The following is a 16,826-nucleotide window of genomic DNA, read 5'->3' on the forward strand; positions in this document are numbered from 1 at the left end:
CGAAAAAGCAAAAAAGGATTTCAAACAAACCGTTCAATCGCTAACGCAAAAGCCACTAAAAATCTAAATAACTAAGGTTGTAATCTTTTTCTAAAAGCAATTTTAAAACCTCTAAGTTACCATTAGTATAAAACTCAAGTTTAGCAGTATTTTTTTGGTCATTTAATAATTCTAAACGCTCTAATACAGCTTTAGTTTGTTTAGCTACCGCTTCTCCAGAATCTATAATTTTAACATGTTTTGGTAGTAGCTTTATAAGTTGTGGCATTAAGTAAGGGTAATGTGTACAGCCCAAAACCAAATAATCAATATTAGCCTGTATCATTGGTTTCAAAAACATTTTTAAAAGCGCTATCATTTCATTTGAGTGTAATTTGCCAGCTTCAATTAAATCAACCAAACCTTCGCCAACCTGCTCTACTACCTTAATGTGGCTAGCAAATTTGCCTGCAGTTTTTGAAAACAATTCACTACTTAAAGTTCCTGCAGTTGCTAAAATACCTACAGCATTAGTTTTAGTTTGTAATGCAGCCGGTTTAATAGCAGGTTCAATGCCAATAAAGGGCAAATTATAGGTGTTTCTTAAATAATTTATAGCATTAGTAGTTGCCGTGTTGCATGCAACTACAATTATTTTACAACCTTTTTCTAGTAATAACTCTGTGTTTTTAATAGAAAGTTTAGTAATGGCTTCTTCTCCTTTTGGCCCGTAAGGTGCATTAATACTATCAGCTAAATAAATAGTATTTTCATTTGGTAAAAGTTTATGTATTTCTTTCCAAATAGATGTGCCTCCAACACCCGAATCAAAAATGCCAATAGGTTGCTTGTTCATAAAATTCAATGTAAAATAAATTTATAAAATAAACAGAAAAAAGGTGTTTATATTCACAAAAAAAAGCAGCTTTTTTAAAGCTGCTTTTTAGTTTATTTAAATAAGGTTTTATTAAAGACCTAATTCTTTCTTTACATCGTCAATTAAGTTTTTACCATCGGCTAAAATAGTAACTCCAACAGATGAGTCTAAAACGTAATCAAACCCTTGAGCTCTTGCTACTTTTAAAATAGCATCTTTAGCTTTTTCAGTAATAGGTTGTAATAAATCTACACGTTTTTTATCAATGTTTTGAGCGGCATCTGCTTGAAATTGTTGAATGTTTTGTTGCATTGCTTGAATTTCTTGCCCTCTTTTTGCATTTTCTTCATCGGTTTTTGTAGCTGCTTCAGCCTCGTATTGCTTTACTTTATTTTGAAACTCTGTAACAGATGCTTGGTAATCTGTTTGATAAGTTTTTTGTAAAGCTTCAAGTTCTTTTTGTGCATTCTTCATTGCAGGCATTGCAGCAATTAATTCTTGAGTATTTATGTGGGCAACTTTACTTTGTGCTTGCGAAAAACTAATACTCCCTATACATACTGCCGTTGCTAATAAAATAGTTTTTAAGTGTTTCATCATTTTCTAAATTGTATTAATGTGTTATAAAATTAATTGTTTTGGTTTATACTATCGTTTTGTTTTTGGCGTTCTTCTAACGCTTTTTTACGTTCTTCTAATATTTGTTTTTTCTTTTCTTCTAATGCTTTTTTTCTAGCTTCTCTTTCGGCTAATTTTTTTTGCCTGTTTTCTTCAATTAACTGTTCTCTTGTTTTGGTTTCAGTTTTATTGGTGCTTGTTTCTTCAGCTTTTTTATTATCGGTGGTGTTATTTTTACCGTTTAATTTAGCTTGTTTAGCTTTTTCACGTTCGGCTAATATTTTTTGTCTTCTTTCTTCGGCGGCTTTCACTTTAGCTTCTCTTGCAGCAAGTTTTTCTTGTCTTGCTTTTTCAATGGCGCTTTCACGCTCTTTTTTCTTTTCTTCTAAGGCTTTAGCTCTAGCTTCTTGTTCTAAATTTATTTCAGGCACTAATTCTTCATCTTGGGCTGCTTTTCTTTCAGCTTTAGATTGTGCTTGGGTTCTTTTGGCAGTTCTTGTAATGCTTCGTATTACGGTTTCGCTAACATCTAATACTTTGTTTGAAAATAGCATGGTACCGTTTGATGATTTATCAAAAATGAAATCATATTTTCTGCTTGAAGCTATATCTTGTACTGCTGCAAAAATTTGGTCTTGTATGGGTTGCATGAGCTGCTTTTGCTGTATAAACAAATCGCCATTTGGCCCAAAACGTTTTTGCTGATAGTCTAAAATTTCTTTTTCTTCAAAATATATATCTTCTTCACGCTCATCAATAAGCTCTTTTGTTAAAAGTGCTTTTTCATTACTTAAGTTTTTGCGTTTTTGCTCAATAGCACTAAGTTTTTCTTGAATTTCGTTTTTCCAACTATCGGCTTTTTGGTTTAATTGAGCCAAAGCTTCTTGGTATTCAGGAACATTTTCTAAAATATACTCAGTGTCTACATAGGCAACTCTTACACCACGTTGTGCGTTTAAAGATAAGCTTAGTAAAACCAATATCAGTAAATAAAGAACTTTGTTTTGCATCCTGTTTGTTTTTTTAAAATTGAATAACATCTTCAAAATTAACGAATTTTAATTGTAAAAATTTTAATTCTTTTGCAAAACACAAAACTGTTATTAGAAAATATCGTGCCAAAATTATTTTTGGGTTAAAATTGCTGACCAATTATGAAGTGTGTTTCCCAACCGTTTTTCTCTGTTAGCCCAGGCACAGCATCAAATCCATGGCCAAAATCTATACCTAATAAACCAAAGGCTGGCATAAAAATTCTAACACCTAAACCTGCAGAACGTTTTAAGTCAAACGGACTAAAGTCTCTAAAACTATTAAATGAATTACCACCTTCTATAAAAGCTAAACCATAAATTTTAGCTGATGCTTTTAAGGTTATTGGGTAACGTAGTTCTAACGAAAACTTGTTGTAAATAGTACCACCATCTTGACTTGATAATGATTGGTTTGGGTAACCACGTAATTGAATGGCTTCTCTACCATCTAAACTATAAGTTCCTAAACCATCACCACCTAAAAAGTATCTTTCAAAAGGAATAACACCTCTGTCATTGTTGTAAGCTCCTAAGAATCCAAATTCTACAAGAGGTCTTAATACTAAATTTTTTGCCAGTTGATTGTACCACTCGCCTTTAAAGTTAATTTTATAAAACTCTAGCCATTTGTATTTTTCTTGGTCAATTTCAGAGCGTCTGCTTAAAGCGTTATTATATTCGGCTGTTTGCTCTACAGTTGGTGATGCAATGGCGCCAAAATTGTTAATAATGTCTTGTTTTTCATTACGTTCATTATCTAAAGCTTCATAATCTACACCATTAACTAAAGAGTAAGGAAAGGTTAATTTTGCAGTAACAGAAAATTTAGAACCACCTGTAGGGAAAATAGGGTCTACTGAGGTGTTATCTCTACTTAAACCAACGGTATATGCTAGGTTGTTAGAGTACCCATCTCCAAATGTAAATAAACCAGTATTGTAATTATTTAAATCATAACGTTGGTAGCTAATAGCGTTAGATAGTGTAAAGAAATCATCTGGCACTGTTAAGCGTTTAGCTAAGCCAAAAGTAATACCTGTAATATTAAAACTTCTACTTTTATCGGCATTTCCTGTAAAGCTATTAAATAAAAATTGTTTTGTATGTGATATAGATGTTGAAAACTGTACAGGTTTTTTGCCACCTAACCAAGGTTCAGAAAATTGAAAACTGTAGGTTTGGTAAAATCTACTAGCCTGTAAACGTAATGCTAAACGTTGGCCATCACCCATTGGTATTGGTTTGTAAGCTTCTTTGTTAAAAATGTTTTTTAGTGAGAAGTTATTGAATGATAACCCTAAGGTACCAATAAAACCACCGCCACCGTAACCACCTTGTAGCTCTATTTGGCTAGATCCTGTTTCTTTAACAGAATATTCCATATCAATAGTACCTTCAACAGGGTTTGGGTTGTTAAAATTTGGAGCTATTTCTTGGGCATCAAAAAAGCCTAATTGCCCAAGCTCTCGTACTGTTCTAACAACATTTTGTTTGCTGTAAAGCATGCCAGGGCGTGTTCTAAGCGTTCTATAAATTACGTGGTCATTAGTTTTGTCATTACCAACTACAGATACGCTATTGAAATATGCTGGTTTACCTTCGGTAATTCTAATTTCCATGTCAATAACATTGTTATCGGCGCTGGTTTCTACTTGACGAATGTTTGAAAATAAATAACCGTTGTTTTGGTATAGGTTTGTTAAATCGTTACCATCAGGTTTTGAGTTGTCTGCAATTCGTTTTTGTAATAAAACACCATTGTATGTGTCTCCTTTTTTTATACGAAGAATGTTACTTAATTGCCTATCTGTATAAACCGTGTTACCAATAAATTTGATATCGCCAAAGGTGTAAAGTTCGCCTTCATTTACATCAATATTTAAGGAAATTGTACCGTCGTTATTATAAATAATACTATCTGATATGATACGAGCATCTCTATACCCGTTTTCTTTCATTTTATCTACAGCACTAGATAAATCGGCTTGATAAGCTGAATCTATAAACTTTGAACGCTTAAAAATGCGTAGTCTATTAATTTTTTTGGTGCTTTTCATGGCTTTTCTAAGTTGTTTATCACTCACTGCATTGTTGCCATTAAAAGCTATATCTTTAATTTTTACTTTTTCGCCCTTATCTATATTTAAAACCATGTTAACACGTGCTGTTTGTGTAGAATCTGCAACATCAATAGTGTTAATGTGTATTTTGGTGTTTAAATAGCCTTCTTTTTTATATTTTTTGGTTAAAAAGTTTTTAGTGTTTGTTATGAGGTTTTCAGTAACTTTTGTGCCTTTTTTTAGGTTATTGTCTTTAACAATGCCTTCTATTTTACCTTTTTTAACACCGTTAATTTTTAGTTCGTTAAGCTGAGGTAAATCAGATAGTCTAATTTCAAGATAAGCTATGTCTTTTTCAATATTTTTAACGTAAACTTCAATGTTGTTAAAAAGTTTTGTTCCCCAAAGTTTTTTTATGGCAGCCCCTATTTCTTCACCAGGAATGTTTATTTCTTTTCCTTCGCGTAAGCCCGAAAAATTTACAATGGTTTGCTCACTAAAACTTGTATTACCTAAAACAGAAATGCCACCAATAGTATATTTTTTACTGGTGTCTAGATTTTGAGCTTGTAATTTAACGCTACTTATTGAAACGGTTAGTAGTATTAATAAGAGCTTTAAGTATGTTTTAAAAGGTATATAATTAATTAAGTTGTTCACTTGTTTTCCCAAATCTTCTCTCTCTTTTTTGAAATTCAATAATAGCTTCATACAAATGTTCTTTTGTGAAATCTGGCCAAAGTACATTTGTAAAATATAATTCTGCATATGCAATTTGCCAAAGCAAAAAATTACTAATGCGCTGCTCGCCACTGGTTCTAATAAGCAGGTCTACATCTGGTAAATCATGCGTGTAAAGATGCTTATTTATAATTGATTCGTCAATAGCTGCCGGCGAAATTATATTATTTTTAACTTTATTACTAATCTCTTTAACAGTATTTAATAATTCTTCCCTAGAGCCATAGCTTAAAGCTAAGGTTAAAGTCATTCTAGTATTGGCTTTAGTTTTATCTATTACTTCTAAAAGTTCATTATGAACTTTTGTTGGTAATGCGTTTAAATTTCCAATAGCAGAAAGTTTTATGTTGTTGTCTTGTAGTGTGTTAATTTCTTTTTTTAATGAAGAAATTAATAGTTTCATTAGGGCTTGAACCTCTAATTTTGGGCGGTTCCAGTTTTCAGTAGAAAAAGCATAAAGTGTTAAATTTTGTATGCCAAGTTCGGCACAATTTTCTACAGTTGTTCTTACTGATTTGGTGCCGTTTTCATGCCCAAAAGCACGCATCATTCCTTGTTTTTTTGCCCAACGCCCATTACCATCCATAATTATGGCTATGTGCTTAGGAAGTGTTTTGCTTTGTATGCTTTCTTTTAAATTCATTTTTTAATTTACGCAGTAGCATGGGTTTTCTCCAAAGGTATAGGTTAGGGTTATACCAGAAAACATGTACCAGTCGTTATTATTTATGTTACCAAACCTAAAAGGTTGGTTATTGGCTTCACTTGGTGTGCTGCCTTCAATTTCATCAGTAAAGGTGTAGCGTGCACCAATTTCAATACCAATTACAATATTATCAATAAAGGTGGCTTTGTACCCAAGTGTCATGGGTATGCCTAATGTCCAGCTAGAAACATTTTCAGATGTTTGAAAGCCGTTAGCCGGATAGTAATAATTATCAAATTTAGTGGCAACCAAGCCTGTGTGCAGGTAAGGTGCGCCTATTTTTCGTTCGTTATGTAAATTAAACTCGGTAAAGGTAAACTCCATACCAAGTGATACTTCTAATAAATTAGAATCAAATTCATAACCTCTTTGTATGCGTCTTGGGTCATCAGCATCAATATCTTCTGCTTTTAAATCAGAATATATAACACTGGCTCTCCACGAGTGTCTTGAGCTAGCATTCCATTTATACAAAAAACCTAAAGCAGGTGCATTAGGGTTAATGTATTTGGTTGAGCCTAAATCTCCAATAAAATTACTGCCACCAACGTATACGCCAATTTCATTAATTTGAGCATGACTTACATGTGTGGCTAAAACACTAATTACTAATACTATTAAATGCTTCATAGGTGTTTAAAAGTTTGCAAATATAATAAATAAGATTAGCCAATTGTAATTTGAGCTAAATTGTATTAGTGTTAAACAGTAATTCTTGTAATTTATTGTGAAATATAGGGTTAATTACGTTTATCTTCTCCCCAAAGTAATTTTTTTCGTAAGGTATTTAAAAAACTTTCATTTAGTAAATCTATCATTTTTATTTTGAAGTTGGCTTTTTTAATTTTTATAATAGTACCATTGCTTAAAGTGGCAATTCTAGAATCTAAAGAAATTAAATGATGTTCTTCTCTGCTATCTACTTTTAGTTGCACTTCAGTATCGTCTGGAATTACAAGTGGTCTTGCTCCTAAATTATGTGGTGCAATGGGTGTTAAAACAAAATTACTTGCACCTGGTGTTATTACAGGGCCGCCACAACTTAATGAATAACCTGTTGAGCCTGTTGGTGTGGCAACAATTAGGCCATCACTCCAGTAAGAGTTAAGGAAAGCGCCATCTAAATAAGTTTCAACAGTAATCATTGATGTTGAGTTTTTTCTGCTTACTGATACTTCATTTAAAGCAAAGTTTAATGATGTTATATCTGTGTTTTCAGGGCTAGTTTCAACAGAAAGTAAGCTTCTTTCAGATATTTTATACTTTCCGTCAATTATATTTTGAATAGCAGTTTCAATTTCATCAACATGTATGGTGGCTAAAAAACCTAAACGCCCTGTGTTTATGCCAATTACGGGTATGCCTAAATCTTTAATAAACATGGTTGACCTTAAAATAGTGCCATCACCACCAATACTTACTAAAAAATCAAACGAAGTATCTAACTCAGTAAAGGTTTTATAGTTGTTAAAGTCTTTTATATTGTGATTTTCAACCGCAATAAGCTCATGAAAATGTGTTTCAATGTAGGCGTCAATACCTTTTTTAACTAAAAAGTTAACAAGTGTTTCAACTGATGCAGGTGTTGTTTTGTTGTAGTAACGTCCAAAAATTGCAACTTTCATGTGGGTGCGTTTTGTGTTTAAATGTTTAGGTATTTGTTTAAATAATCTGAGCGTTCTTTTAAGTTTTTAATATAGCTATCTTCTTCATGGCCAGCAGCAATTTTATAGCTGTATCTTCTAAAAGTTTGTATAATATCGTTTAAGCCTGTGTTGCCTATTTTTAAAGTTATTTGTGCAATATCATTGGTCATTTTAGAAATAAAAGCGCCTAAAAGTTTTCCGTTGTTAGATTCTACTATTTGGCTAATTTCACTAAAAGAATAATCATTAATACCTTTTTCAACCACTAAAACACCGCCGGCGTAATTAAAAAAAGGTGCTTCATTAAAAAGGCCAATAATATCGTTTAATTCATAATACCCTAAATAATTATTCTTTTCGTCTAAAACAGGCATTATGTTAGATGAGTTTTGAGCAAAGGCTTCTAAAACATCCAACCATAAGGTGGTGTCTCTTACATAAAAATCTTCGGTAGCATATAAATATTCGCTAATACTTTTGTTGTTATCAAAGCAATGTACATCAGTTTCAAATAAAACGCCCATAAAAACACCGTTAGCGTCATTTACAGGAATGTGTGAGTAGGTGAGCTGGTTAAATAATAGTTGTAAATCTGCAACTTTACTCGTGCTTTCTATTGGTTTAATGTCGTTTATAATGAATTCTTGTAGTTTCATAATACTTAAATATACCCTGCAAAATAATTAAAAAAAAAGTACTTAAGCCTCCTCAACTTTGTATTTTTGTACTTTAAAATTCAATTTATGACAAAGTTAAGTGTAAACATTAACAAAATAGCAACTTTAAGAAATTCTAGAGGTGGCAATGTGCCAAACGTAGTGCAATTTGCAAAAGATGCACAAAATTTTGGAGCGCAAGGTATTACCATACACCCAAGACCAGATGAAAGGCATATACGCTACCAAGATGCTTATGATTTAAAAGAAGCCGTTTACACAGAGTATAATATTGAAGGTAACCCAATACCTAAATTTATAGATTTGGTGCTGCAAGTAAAACCAACGCAGGTTACCTTAGTGCCTGATGCCGAAGATGCTATAACAAGTAACGCTGGCTGGAATACCATAAAGCACAAAAATTTTTTAGTTGATGTTATAAAAGAATTTAAGCAAAATGGCATTAGAACATCTATTTTTGTCGATCCGGTTTTAAACTTAGTTGAAGCTGCAAAAGAAACAGGTACAGATAGAATTGAGTTGTATACCGAAGCATTTGCCCATGATTATGCCCAAGGCAATAAAGAAGGCATAAAGCCATATACCGCTTGTGCAGAATTGGCTAATGAGTTAGGAATGGGTGTAAATGCCGGCCATGATCTGTCTTTAGATAATATTCAATTTTTTAAAGAAAATATTCCAGGTTTATTAGAGGTTTCTATTGGTCATGCATTGGTAGCCGAAAGTTTATATTTAGGCGTTGAAAACGTAATACAAATGTATTTAAGAAAACTAAAGTAAAATGATATTACATTCTAATATTTTAGGCGAAGGAAAACCATTTATAATTCTTCACGGTTTTTTGGGTATGAGTGATAACTGGAAAACACTAGGCAGGCAGTTTAGTGAGCAAGGTTTTCAAGTACATTTAGTAGACCAGCGTAATCACGGGCGCAGTTTTTGGGATGCTAATTTTAGTTATGAATTGCTTGCCGAAGATTTAAAAAACTATTGTGAAGCCCATAATTTAACTAATATTACATTATTAGGGCATTCTATGGGTGGTAAAACGGCTATGTTGTTTGCTTGTATGTATCCAGAGTTTGTATCAAAATTAATGGTAGCCGACATTTCACCAAGGTTTTACCCGGTACATCATCAAGATATATTAGAGGGTTTAAGTGCCTTAAATTTTTCAGAAATAAAAAATAGAACTGAAGCCGACGAAGCATTATCTGGTTATGTAACCGATTTTGGAACACGCCAATTTCTACTCAAAAATTTATATTGGGTTGAAAAAGGCCAATTAGGGTTACGTATTAATTTAGAAGTTTTGAAAGCTGAAGTGGCCGAGGTTGGAGAATCATTAGCACCACATTTACAATTTAATGGCAGTGCTCTGTTTTTAAAAGGAGATAGATCTGAATACATTGGGGCCGAAGATGAACGCTTAATATTAAACCAGTTTCCAAATGCCAATATAGTAACCATTGCAAATGCAGGCCATTGGTTACATGCCGAAAATCCGAAAGACTTCTACAACGCAGTTTTACAGTTTCTTGATATTTTGTAAATTGTAAAAAAACAAAAATTGTAGAAAATGAAACTCATAATCAAACTTTTGCTAAACGCCTTAGCTGTATTTGCGTTAGCGCACGTATTTTCAGGTGTTGTGGTTAATAATTACACTACCGCACTAATAGTAGCTCTAGTACTTTCAATATTAAATTTATTAGTAAAGCCAATTTTAGTTATTCTAACATTACCAATAACCATTGTTACGTTAGGCCTATTTTTATTAGTAATTAACGCATTTATTATTTTGCTTGCCGATAATTTAATTGATGGTTTTTCAGTAAGTAGCATCTGGACAGCTATACTTTTTAGTATCCTACTTTCAATATTACAATCTATATTACATTCATTACTAAAAGAAGATAAAAAATAGCCTTATAATCAGTAGGTTAAAAACTTTGTAAGCTTGTAAAAATATATTACTTTTGCATCCCAATTTTAAGCACTAAAACATAAAAAAGCAATTTGCTTAAAACTGTTTTATTTAAAATTGAGTTTCCCTAGTTTGTCACTACAATAATTTTAAGAGACAAAGGAAATTAATTAATAATAATTGCCAAAAGGCTATATATCATTTAAAAATGAACATTACAAGAGAAAACGTTGATGCATTAAATGCGGTAGTAAAAGTAGATATTGCTAAAGAAGATTATAGCGATAAGGTTGAAAAAATATTATCAGATTACCGTAAAACAGCTAACATTCCTGGTTTTAGAAAAGGGCATGTGCCAATGGGTATGGTAAAAAAACAATACGGTAAAGCTGTATTGGTTGATGAGGTAAACAAACTTTTACAAGACGCTTTAAACAAATATTTAACCGAAGAAAAGTTAGATGTTTTAGGGCAACCACTACCAAAACCACAAGATGATATAAACTGGGATGCTGAAGCTTTTTCATTTGAATTTGAATTAGGCTTAGCACCAGAATTTGATGTTAACATCAAAGGAAAAAAAGCCATCACACACTATAATATAGTTGCCGATGACAAAATGATTGATGAGCAAATTGAGCGCATACAAAAACAATACGGTAAATTAGTATCTCAAGACACTGTTGAAAAAGACAGCGAAATTACCGGAACTTACAAAAACGAAGAAAAAGAAATTGATAACACTGTTACAATAACTTTAGATAAGTTTAAAGGTAAAACTACCGAAAAACAATTTATAGGCGCAAAAGATGGAGATGTAATTACCTTAAAAACCAAAGGGTTATATAATGATGAGCATGAGCTAATGCACGCTTTAAAATTAGGTCATGATGAAGTACACGATTTAGATATTGAAGTAACATTTACAATTACCGAAATTAACAAACGTGAATTAGCAGATTTAGACCAAGATTTATTTGATAAACTTTTTGGTGAAGGTGTTGTAAAAACCGTTACAGAATTAAAAGACAAAATAAAAGAAGATGCTGAAAAACAGTTTGTGCAACAAGCAGACCAAAAGCTTTTAAATGATGTAACTGAATACTTAGTTGAAAGTACAAAATTTGATTTGCCAGCTGAGTTTTTAACAAAATGGTTGCAAACAGCAGGCGAAAAACAATTAGATGACGAGCAAGCTAAAGAAGAATATGAAAAATCTGAAAAAAGCTTACGCTATCAATTAATCGAAGGTAAACTAATTGAAGAGAACGATGTTAAAGTAACCATGGATGATATAAAAAACCATGCAAAAGAAATGATCAAAGGTCAAATGGCTCAATTTGGTCAAATGAACCCTTCTGATGAAGAATTAGATGGTATTGCAGCGCGCGTATTATCAAACCAAGATGAAGCTAGAAGAATTTCAGAGCAATTAATAAGCCAAAAACTATTAGAAGTTTACAAAGAAAAAGCAAACTTAAAAGTTAAAGAATTAAGTTATGAAAACTTTGTTAAAGAAGTGTATGGCGATAAATAAGTAAGAGAATATTCCTTATATTTAGGCGCTTAAACGGTATTGTTTAAGCGCTTTTTTGTTAAAAAAAGCACTCCTGTTTAATACAGTTTAATTGTACCTTAATGTAAATCAGGTATTTAAATAAAAAACAACTATGGATTACGCAAAAGAATTTGAAAAATTCGCAATAAAAGATCAAGGTATTAGCAGTACGTATTACAATAAAATAATGAGTAGTATGTACCCAACCAATTTAACACCCAATATAATTGAAGAACGCCAAATGAACATCGCTATTTTTGATGTGTTTTCGCGTTTAATGATGGATAGAATTATCTTTATGGGAACCGCTATAAATGATCAAGTAGCAAACATCATTCAAGCACAATTATTATTTTTAGAAAGTACAGACCCTAATAAAGATATTCAAATTTACATAAACTCTCCAGGAGGTAGTGTTTATGCGGGCTTAGGTATTTATGATACTATGCAGTTTATTAAGCCAGATGTAGCAACCATATGTACTGGTATGGCAGCATCAATGGGCGCTGTATTATTATGCGCAGGTGAAAAGGGTAAACGTAGTGGTTTACCGCACTCTAGAGTAATGATTCACCAACCACTTGGCGGTGCGCAAGGGCAAGCTAGTGATATTGAAATAACAGCTAGAGAAATTTTAATACTAAAAGAAGAGCTTTATAAAATTATTAGTAAGCATTCAGGGCAAGATTACGACAAAGTATACCAAGATAGTGATAGAGATTACTGGATGAAAGCTGATAAAGCTAAAGAATACGGTATGATTGACGAAATTTTAACAAGAGATTAAAATAAAATTAGTAACTTTAATTTATTGTAAGTTAAATGTTTACAATTGAATTTTATCAAAACCAAGATTGATTAATGGCAAAAGAAGAGTTAGAATGTTCATTTTGTGGTAGAAAAAAATCTGAAACCAACTTATTAATAGCTGGTTTAGATGCTCATATTTGTGACAGATGTATAGAGCAAGCACATGGTATTGTGTTAGAAGAATCTAAACAAAATGAAAGCAACGATTTATCAGCAGAATTAAAACTACGTAAGCCTCAACAAATAAAATCGTTTTTAGATGAGTATATAATTGGGCAAGACACTACTAAAAAAGTAATGGCTGTGGCAGTTTATAATCATTACAAGCGTTTGTTGCAAACACCAACACAAGACGATATTGATATTCAAAAATCAAATATCATTATGGTTGGTCAAACAGGTACAGGTAAAACATTAATGGCCAAAACCATTGCAAGAATGTTAAATGTGCCTCTAGCTATTGTTGATGCTACTGTTTTAACTGAAGCTGGTTATGTAGGTGAAGATGTTGAAAGCATTTTAACACGCTTATTACAAGCGGCAGATTATAACCTAGAAAAAGCACAAAAAGGTATTGTTTTTATTGATGAAATTGATAAAATTGCTCGTAAAAGCGATAACCCATCCATAACACGTGATGTTTCAGGTGAAGGTGTACAACAAGCTTTATTAAAACTTTTAGAAGGAACCGTAGTTAACGTACCACCAAAAGGAGGTCGCAAACACCCCGATCAAAAGTTTATTGAAGTTAACACTGAAAATATTTTATTTATTGCAGGTGGCGCTTTTGATGGTATAGAGCGTGTTATTACAAAACGCCTAAACATGCAAGCTGTTGGTTATAGCGCATCAAAATCTGATGATGTAATTGATAACAACAACTTGTTGCAATATATTATTCCAAAAGATTTAAAAGATTTTGGCTTAATACCCGAAATTATTGGGCGTTTACCAGTACTTACACACATGGATCCTTTAGATGCTAAAACACTAAGAGCCATTCTAACAGAGCCTAAAAACGCTATTATAAAACAGTATAAAAAACTGTTTGAAATGGATGAAATAGATTTTTCTATTACTGATGGAGCTTTAGAATTCATTGTAAATAAAGCCATAGAATATAAATTAGGCGCTAGAGGTTTACGCTCACTTTGTGAAGAAATATTAACCGATGCTATGTTTGAGTTACCAAGTTTAAATGAAAAGAAACTTAATGTAACAAAAGCTTATGCCGAAGATAAATTAACAAAAACTACATTAAAAAAGCTTAAAGCTGTTTCTTAAAAAAAGTAGTTTTTAAACGAAAAAAAACCACGCAAATTGCGTGGTTTTTTTATTATATGGATGTTTTAATTAATAAGAAACATTATGGAACTAAATCCTAGTTTTTTGCTTATTTATTGTAAATATATGTTTAAGTGCTTTGCGTACAAAACTATGATTACTCCTTTTAGATGATTAGACCAAATACTCGTTTAAAAACTTAAATGGTAGTATTTTAACAGGTATTTAAACGATGAAACTTTAAACGTTCAATTTTAAAAGTTCATCCATGTAATCTCTAGTGTTAGAAAGTCGTGGTACTTTATGTTGTCCGCCTAATTTGTTATTTACCTTAAGCCAATCATGAAAAAGTTGCTTACGCGCAATATTTATTTTAGGCTTGTTAAGTGTAATGTTGTTGTAGCGTTTTGCTTCATAATCAGAGTTTAAGGCTTTTAAAGCATTGTCAAAAAGCTCACTAAAATAATCAAAATCAGTTGGTGGTGTTTTAAATTCAATAAGCCATTCATGAGCCCCTTTTTCTTTACCTTCCATAAAAATAGGAGCTGCCGTAAAATCTACTATTTCAGCTTTTGTGCGTTTACAAACTTTTTTAAGAGCCTGTTCTGCATTTTCAATAATAAGTTCTTCGCCAAAAACATTTATATGGTGTTTTGTACGTCCAGATATTTTAACCCGGTAAGGGTTTAGTGATGTAAACCTTACGGTATCACCAATTTTATAACGCCATAAACCAGCGTTGGTTGTTATAATAACTGCGTAGTTTTTATTTAGCTCAACTTGGCTAAGTGGTATGGCTTTTTCTTCAGAAGTAGCATAAATATCCATGGGTACAAACTCGTAAAAAATACCGTAATCTAACATTAGTAATAATTCACTTGAGTTATTCTGGTCTTGAATAGCAAAAAAACCTTCCGAAGCATTATAAATTTCATAATATTTAAAATCTTTTTTAGGAAGTAGTTTTTTGTACTGGTCTTTGTAAGGAGTAAAACTAACACCACCATGAAAATATACTTCTAAATTAGGCCATACATCAAATAAGCTATGTTTGCCTGTGGTTTCTAAAACATTGTTGAGTAGCACAAGCATCCATGAAGGCACGCCAGCTAAACTAGTAACATTTTCATTAATGGTTTCATCAACAATAGCCTGCATTTTGTGTTCCCAATTGCTCATTAACGAAACTTTATTGCTTGGAGTACTACTAAATTCAGCCCAAAATGGCATATTGTCAATTAAAATGGCCGATAAATCTCCAAACGCTGTGCCGTTTTCTTTATATAATTCTTTGCTGCCACCAAGGCGTAAACTTTTACCTGTAAATAGTTGAGAGCCTTCGTTATTGTTTAAATACATACACAATAAATCTTTACTGGCTGCATAGTGGCAGTCTTCTAAAGACTCTGTGCTTACAGGAATAAATTTGCTTTTAGCTCTGGTTGTTCCACTAGATTTTGCAAACCATTTAATAGGTGTAGGCCAAAATAAGTTGTTTTCACCGCGTCTAGATCGTTCAATAACATCTTGCCAACCATCATAATTTTTTATAGGAATACGTTCTGCAAAGGTTTTGTAGTTTTTAATTGAAGCAAAATCGTATTGTTTGCCAATTTCGGTATCTTTTGCAATATTTAAAAGGTTTAAAAGTAACTCGTTTTGTACTTCATTTGGGTATTTTAAGAACAATTCAATTTGATGAAAACGTTTCTTAAGAAACCACGAAGCAATAGAATTAACTAAAGGAATTGGCATATTTATTCTATCTTTATTTTTTTAAAAATAATATTTTTTTTCATGTTCTACCAAGGTGTTTTAACAAAAATGGCAACAGAGTTTTCAAATCCAATTCAATACTATTTAGTTTTTGAAAACGATTTTATAAACATAAACCAACTGCTTAACAAAACAATTACTATGCAGTTTGTTAAGTATCAGTGCTTAAACTGTGGTTTAGATAAGCCAATTTACCGCCAGGGTTTTGATAAACAATGCTTTTTTGAAGTGCCACAAGCAGCAGATTGGATTATGAGGCCCGAGTTAAGTAAAGCGCATTTAGGTATTGAAGATCGTGATTTAGCCTATGAAAAAAAGGCGCAACTACAACCACATATTGTGTATTTAGCAAATTCAAGTAATGTAAAAGTGGGTGTAACCCGAAAAAACCAAGTGCCAACACGTTGGATAGACCAAGGTGCGCACGAAGCTATTGAAATTGTTGAAGTACCAAACCGTTATTTAGCAGGAATTACAGAGGTGGCTTTAAAAGAGCATGTTGCAGATAAAACCAATTGGCGAAAAATGCTTAAAAATGATATTGAAGATGAAAATTTGGTTGAATGGCGCGAAAAGTTAAAAGACTTAATTCCTGATGAGGCTAAAGATTATTTTATAGAAACAAATACCGAGACAAACATAGAATTTCCGGTGTTTAAATACCCAGAAAAACCCAAAAGTTTAAACATTATAAAAGCACAAACTTACACAGGTAAACTTGTTGGTGTAAAAGGACAATATTTAATTTTTGAAGATGAAACCGTTTTTAATGTTAGGGCCAATGAAGGCTTGGTAGTTAAAATTACGGTATAAAAAAAGTTCGTGTTTTTTATCACGAACTTTTAATTGTCTTCACGAAGCATTTTAAACTTCTTCTTGGTCTCTTAAATTTTGAATATAAGCGGCCTTTTGTATTTCACGACGTCTTTTTACAGATGGTTTTGTGAAAAATTGACCGTCTCTTAAATTCTGCATTACTTTAACGTTACGGTGTTTTCTTTTGTAGCGTTTTAATGCACGCTCTATATTTTCACCTTCTTTAATAATAATTTTTAACATTAATATGTTTTTGAGTTGTTACCGCAGTATAGGTTTTTCCTTTTGCGCAGGGTACAATGTAAACTTTTTAATGT

Annotated in this window: 17 protein-coding genes; 7 read left to right on the top strand and 10 right to left on the bottom strand. The window is 32.1% G+C overall.

The genetic code is table 11. From position 1 onward, the window contains the following. Positions 1-55: 55 nt before the first annotated feature. The 8 genes from murI to ACYX4H_RS07315 form a co-directional block, all read right to left on the bottom strand. Positions 56-835, bottom strand: coding sequence for a glutamate racemase (murI, locus tag ACYX4H_RS07280; RefSeq protein WP_476238536.1), 780 nt, complete (start codon positions 833-835; stop codon positions 56-58). Between the two features lie 111 nt (positions 836-946). Then, positions 947-1,456, bottom strand: a complete 510-nt coding sequence (locus tag ACYX4H_RS07285) for an OmpH/Skp family outer membrane protein (protein WP_476238537.1) — start codon at positions 1,454-1,456, stop codon at positions 947-949. Between the two features lie 29 nt (positions 1,457-1,485). Beyond that, on the bottom strand, positions 1,486-2,484 hold the full coding sequence (locus ACYX4H_RS07290) for an OmpH/Skp family outer membrane protein (protein WP_476238538.1): 999 nt from the start codon (positions 2,482-2,484) through the stop codon (positions 1,486-1,488). 125 nt (positions 2,485-2,609) lie between these two features. Then, on the bottom strand, positions 2,610-5,279 hold the full coding sequence (locus tag ACYX4H_RS07295; protein ID WP_475294694.1) for a BamA/OMP85 family outer membrane protein: 2,670 nt from the start codon (positions 5,277-5,279) through the stop codon (positions 2,610-2,612). After that, positions 5,212-5,952 carry an isoprenyl transferase gene (locus tag ACYX4H_RS07300; RefSeq protein WP_475294693.1) on the bottom strand — a complete coding sequence of 247 codons (741 nt, stop codon included), beginning with the start codon at positions 5,950-5,952 and terminating at the stop codon, positions 5,212-5,214. The genes ACYX4H_RS07295 and ACYX4H_RS07300 overlap by 68 nt, the downstream gene beginning before the upstream one ends. Positions 5,953-5,955: 3 nt before the next feature. Then, positions 5,956-6,645, bottom strand: a complete 690-nt coding sequence (gene porG, locus ACYX4H_RS07305; protein WP_476238539.1) for a type IX secretion system protein PorG — start codon at positions 6,643-6,645, stop codon at positions 5,956-5,958. A 110-nt stretch (positions 6,646-6,755) separates the two neighbouring features. Then, on the bottom strand, positions 6,756-7,640 hold the full coding sequence (locus tag ACYX4H_RS07310; protein ID WP_476238540.1) for an NAD kinase: 885 nt from the start codon (positions 7,638-7,640) through the stop codon (positions 6,756-6,758). 17 nt (positions 7,641-7,657) lie between these two features. Next, the gene (locus ACYX4H_RS07315; RefSeq protein ID WP_475294690.1) at positions 7,658-8,317 is read right to left on the bottom strand and encodes a CBS domain-containing protein; all 660 of its coding nucleotides are present in this window, start codon (positions 8,315-8,317) and stop codon (positions 7,658-7,660) included. A gap of 87 nt (positions 8,318-8,404) precedes the next feature. Here ACYX4H_RS07315 and ACYX4H_RS07320 point away from each other — a divergent pair, with 87 nt between their 5' ends. From ACYX4H_RS07320 to clpX, 6 genes are all read left to right on the top strand, one after another. Further along, on the top strand, positions 8,405-9,118 hold the full coding sequence (locus tag ACYX4H_RS07320; protein WP_476238541.1) for a pyridoxine 5'-phosphate synthase: 714 nt from the start codon (positions 8,405-8,407) through the stop codon (positions 9,116-9,118). Between the two features lies 1 nt (position 9,119). Then, complete coding sequence (locus ACYX4H_RS07325; RefSeq protein WP_476238542.1) at positions 9,120-9,890, top strand: alpha/beta fold hydrolase; 771 nt, start codon at positions 9,120-9,122, stop codon at positions 9,888-9,890. A gap of 27 nt (positions 9,891-9,917) precedes the next feature. Beyond that, a complete protein-coding gene (locus tag ACYX4H_RS07330) occupies positions 9,918-10,265 on the top strand; it encodes a phage holin family protein (RefSeq protein ID WP_476238543.1) in 348 nt (115 codons plus the stop codon). A 208-nt stretch (positions 10,266-10,473) separates the two neighbouring features. Further along, a complete protein-coding gene (gene tig, locus ACYX4H_RS07335; protein ID WP_476238544.1) occupies positions 10,474-11,802 on the top strand; it encodes a trigger factor in 1,329 nt (442 codons plus the stop codon). Positions 11,803-11,935: 133 nt separating this feature from the next. Then, positions 11,936-12,610, top strand: coding sequence for an ATP-dependent Clp endopeptidase proteolytic subunit ClpP (clpP, locus tag ACYX4H_RS07340; protein ID WP_475294685.1), 675 nt, complete (start codon positions 11,936-11,938; stop codon positions 12,608-12,610). Between the two features lie 74 nt (positions 12,611-12,684). Continuing rightward, complete coding sequence (gene clpX, locus ACYX4H_RS07345; RefSeq protein WP_476238545.1) at positions 12,685-13,917, top strand: ATP-dependent Clp protease ATP-binding subunit ClpX; 1,233 nt, start codon at positions 12,685-12,687, stop codon at positions 13,915-13,917. Positions 13,918-14,157: 240 nt separating this feature from the next. Here the strand turns inward: clpX and ACYX4H_RS07350 are convergent, their stop codons facing one another. After that, the gene (locus tag ACYX4H_RS07350; RefSeq protein WP_475294683.1) at positions 14,158-15,672 is read right to left on the bottom strand and encodes a GH3 auxin-responsive promoter family protein; all 1,515 of its coding nucleotides are present in this window, start codon (positions 15,670-15,672) and stop codon (positions 14,158-14,160) included. Between the two features lie 42 nt (positions 15,673-15,714). Between ACYX4H_RS07350 and ACYX4H_RS07355 the strand changes: the two genes are divergently transcribed. Beyond that, positions 15,715-16,506, top strand: a complete 792-nt coding sequence (locus tag ACYX4H_RS07355; RefSeq protein WP_475294682.1) for a DUF2797 domain-containing protein — start codon at positions 15,715-15,717, stop codon at positions 16,504-16,506. Between the two features lie 51 nt (positions 16,507-16,557). Here ACYX4H_RS07355 and rpsU read toward each other — a convergent pair whose 3' ends face one another. Further along, positions 16,558-16,752, bottom strand: a complete 195-nt coding sequence (gene rpsU, locus ACYX4H_RS07360) for a 30S ribosomal protein S21 (protein ID WP_475294681.1) — start codon at positions 16,750-16,752, stop codon at positions 16,558-16,560. Positions 16,753-16,826: the final 74 nt, after the last annotated feature.

The sequence above is a fragment of the Seonamhaeicola sp. ABD4_340 genome (genome assembly GCF_056312135.1).

What these genes read in the sequence shown, in the direction of transcription:
- murI (WP_476238536.1), bottom strand. Translation starts at nt 835, where the DNA reads ATGAACAAGCAACCTATTGGCATTTTTGATTCGGGTGTTGGAGGCACA.
- ACYX4H_RS07285 (WP_476238537.1), bottom strand. Translation starts at nt 1,456, where the DNA reads ATGATGAAACACTTAAAAACTATTTTATTAGCAACGGCAGTATGTATA.
- ACYX4H_RS07290 (WP_476238538.1), bottom strand. Translation starts at nt 2,484, where the DNA reads ATGCAAAACAAAGTTCTTTATTTACTGATATTGGTTTTACTAAGCTTA.
- ACYX4H_RS07295 (WP_475294694.1), bottom strand. Translation starts at nt 5,279, where the DNA reads ATGAAGCTATTATTGAATTTCAAAAAAGAGAGAGAAGATTTGGGAAAA.
- ACYX4H_RS07300 (WP_475294693.1), bottom strand. Translation starts at nt 5,952, where the DNA reads ATGAATTTAAAAGAAAGCATACAAAGCAAAACACTTCCTAAGCACATA.
- porG (WP_476238539.1), bottom strand. Translation starts at nt 6,645, where the DNA reads ATGAAGCATTTAATAGTATTAGTAATTAGTGTTTTAGCCACACATGTA.
- ACYX4H_RS07310 (WP_476238540.1), bottom strand. Translation starts at nt 7,640, where the DNA reads ATGAAAGTTGCAATTTTTGGACGTTACTACAACAAAACAACACCTGCA.
- ACYX4H_RS07315 (WP_475294690.1), bottom strand. Translation starts at nt 8,317, where the DNA reads ATGAAACTACAAGAATTCATTATAAACGACATTAAACCAATAGAAAGC.
- ACYX4H_RS07320 (WP_476238541.1), top strand. Translation starts at nt 8,405, where the DNA reads ATGACAAAGTTAAGTGTAAACATTAACAAAATAGCAACTTTAAGAAAT.
- ACYX4H_RS07325 (WP_476238542.1), top strand. Translation starts at nt 9,120, where the DNA reads ATGATATTACATTCTAATATTTTAGGCGAAGGAAAACCATTTATAATT.
- ACYX4H_RS07330 (WP_476238543.1), top strand. Translation starts at nt 9,918, where the DNA reads ATGAAACTCATAATCAAACTTTTGCTAAACGCCTTAGCTGTATTTGCG.
- tig (WP_476238544.1), top strand. Translation starts at nt 10,474, where the DNA reads ATGAACATTACAAGAGAAAACGTTGATGCATTAAATGCGGTAGTAAAA.
- clpP (WP_475294685.1), top strand. Translation starts at nt 11,936, where the DNA reads ATGGATTACGCAAAAGAATTTGAAAAATTCGCAATAAAAGATCAAGGT.
- clpX (WP_476238545.1), top strand. Translation starts at nt 12,685, where the DNA reads ATGGCAAAAGAAGAGTTAGAATGTTCATTTTGTGGTAGAAAAAAATCT.
- ACYX4H_RS07350 (WP_475294683.1), bottom strand. Translation starts at nt 15,672, where the DNA reads ATGCCAATTCCTTTAGTTAATTCTATTGCTTCGTGGTTTCTTAAGAAA.
- ACYX4H_RS07355 (WP_475294682.1), top strand. Translation starts at nt 15,715, where the DNA reads ATGTTCTACCAAGGTGTTTTAACAAAAATGGCAACAGAGTTTTCAAAT.
- rpsU (WP_475294681.1), bottom strand. Translation starts at nt 16,752, where the DNA reads ATGTTAAAAATTATTATTAAAGAAGGTGAAAATATAGAGCGTGCATTA.